Annotated in this window: 3 protein-coding genes; 1 reads left to right on the forward strand and 2 read right to left on the reverse strand. The window is 57.8% G+C overall.

The features are described 5' to 3' along the window. Positions 1 to 148: 148 nt before the first annotated feature. Together AC1DU6_RS28230 and AC1DU6_RS28235 are read right to left on the reverse strand one after the other, a co-directional pair. Entirely contained in the window at positions 149 to 292 is a 144-nt protein-coding gene (locus AC1DU6_RS28230) for a hypothetical protein (RefSeq protein ID WP_477861172.1), read from the reverse strand. After that, on the reverse strand, positions 289 to 972 hold the full coding sequence (locus AC1DU6_RS28235; RefSeq protein ID WP_477861174.1) for an ABC transporter ATP-binding protein: 684 nt from the start codon (positions 970 to 972) through the stop codon (positions 289 to 291). The genes AC1DU6_RS28230 and AC1DU6_RS28235 overlap by 4 nt, the downstream gene beginning before the upstream one ends. 699 nt (positions 973 to 1,671) lie before the next feature. On the opposite strand from AC1DU6_RS28235, the gene AC1DU6_RS28240 reads away from it, so the two are divergent. After that, positions 1,672 to 2,246: sigma-54-dependent transcriptional regulator (locus tag AC1DU6_RS28240; RefSeq protein WP_477861176.1), on the forward strand; the 575-nt coding region annotated here is incomplete at its 3' end.

Here is a 2,246-nt window from a genome sequence, read left to right on the forward strand (position 1 = left end):
GGACAAGGCCAATACCATTAGCGCACTCAGTCCTTTAGATTTCCATGCGCTGCGGACTGCAAGTTGAAGCTAGTAATGAAACGTCAAGCGGTATTCCCGCGTCGCTACGAAGGCTGAAGATCGAATTACGCTCGTGGGCTTCATCATTTCACCGGATGGGCAGCGGGGCGTTGATTTTGATGAGACGGATCTCGTCGAAGGAGCCGGCAGCCAGGCTAAAGCAATCTGACGGCACCTCAAAATGCACAGTTTCCCGTGCGAGGAACATCAATAAAGCCAGCGACATGTTCAAGCCGCGACCTCGTCTTCCAGATCGACGACCTGGCCATCGATAACGTGCACGTGGCGCTCGGCGCGAATGGCCAACTGCGGGTCGTGGGTCACCATGACGATGGTGGCACCATCGCGGTGAAGTTCTTCAATCAGATCCATCACGCCCCGCGCCATGACGCTGTCGAGGTTTCCGGTAGGCTCGTCGGCTAGCAGCAGACGCGGTTCGCCCGCGAGCGCGCGAGCGATGGCCGCGCGCTGCTGCTGTCCGCCCGATAGCTCCGCAGGGTAGTGGCGAGTGCGGGCCGATAAGCCGACACGCCCCAGCACCTCGGCAGCGCGCTTCCTGCACTGGGCTCCATCAAAACCGCGGTAGCGCAACGGAACTTCGATGTTCTCGAGCAAATTCAGGTCCGGAATAAGATTAAAGGCCTGAAATATGAAACCGATCTTTTCATTTCGAATGCGCGAGCGCTCACCGTCGCCCAGGCGGCTGACGTCGATTCCATCCAGCTTGTAGCTGCCACCGCTGAACGCCTCCAACAGACCRGCAATCGTCAAGAATGTTGACTTGCCAGAGCCTGAGGGGCCGGTCACCGCGACAAACTCACCCTCTTTCACCTTCAAGTTGAAGTCACGCAGCGCGTATGTTTCGACCATTTCGTTGCGATAGACCTTCTGAAGTCTTTCCATTTGGAGCATGTCTCTTCCTCTGTTTAATTTGCTAGGAGAACTTGGTTCGCGCCGTTCAAGTGTTTCTCCGGAAATGGCGATACGGTCACATGCCCGAAAGCGATTCGGCGCGATCCATTGGACGCAAACCGTGTTTGATGACGACACTTCCTTGCGCTGATGGCCGCGAGAAATCTCACCTGGAAAACCGGTCTCCAGCTCTCGAGCAAGACTAACTGCGTCCCGATTGCACTCCGACCATCCGAGGTGCTGCGCCGATGCCTGCGCGAGTCGGCAACCCAGCCAGTTGCGTAAAGAAGCGGGACTCTAGACTGCAGAGATATGACCCTCGTCCGTGCCGCCGAGCGAATGCGCGGCCACGGTGACAACCTGCAGCCCGACCAGTCGTGTCGACACGGGCTGGTCTGTCCCTGGCGGCGGTTGCCGAAAAGGGCCGGAAGCAAGAACACCGTTGCGAGTAGCACGCCCCTAAAGGGGAGAACACGGTCATCAGTGACAGGACGATCTTGCTCGGAGGCGTCGCTAGAGCGAAGGTTCATGCACGATCTGGCGCAAGCATCGTGCCAGGCGGCCAAAGCTTATGAATCAATCGCTTGGCGCGGTTCCGCGTGTCCGCGGACAACGGCCCGGTGTCCGAATCTCGTATGCGGACAGTGTCTCGGACGGTTCGACTGTCCTGGGGTGAGTCGTTTGCTATGCTAGAGAAGCATGCGAACCATCTTGATTATTGACGACAAGCCTGCGGTTGGCGAGGCAATCGCCCTGCTGCTGTCCTTGCGAGACATCCGCACGCTCGTGGCCACCACGCCTGCTGAAGGCCTTGCCCTGCTGACGAGCCAGCCGGTCGACTTGGTGATTCAGGATATGAACTTCAGCGCCGACACGACCTCAGGAGAAGAAGGTGTGGCGTTGTTTTGGGCAATCCGCGAGTGCAACCCTGACTTACCGGTGATTCTGCTAACTGCTTGGACCCGCCTCGAATCGGCGGTTGAGTTAGTTAAAGCTGGGGCTGCTGATTATCTTGCCAAGCCATGGGACAACCGCAAGCTGCTTGCAACAGTCGAAGCACTACTTGAACTGAGGGAGTCGACGCGTGCAGCCAAACTTCTGCAGTACGGACGGTCCGCGCGTCATGATGCGCTAGCTAGCCRGTTCAACCTAGATGAGATTGTGTTTAGATCGGATGCGATGGCAAGTGTGCTTGGGCTTGCCTGCCGAGTTGCCAAATCGACGGTACCGGTGCTGATTACTGGACCCAGCGGCAGTGGCAAGGAGCGCATTGC

This window comes from Roseateles sp. P5_B10 (assembly GCF_056400485.1).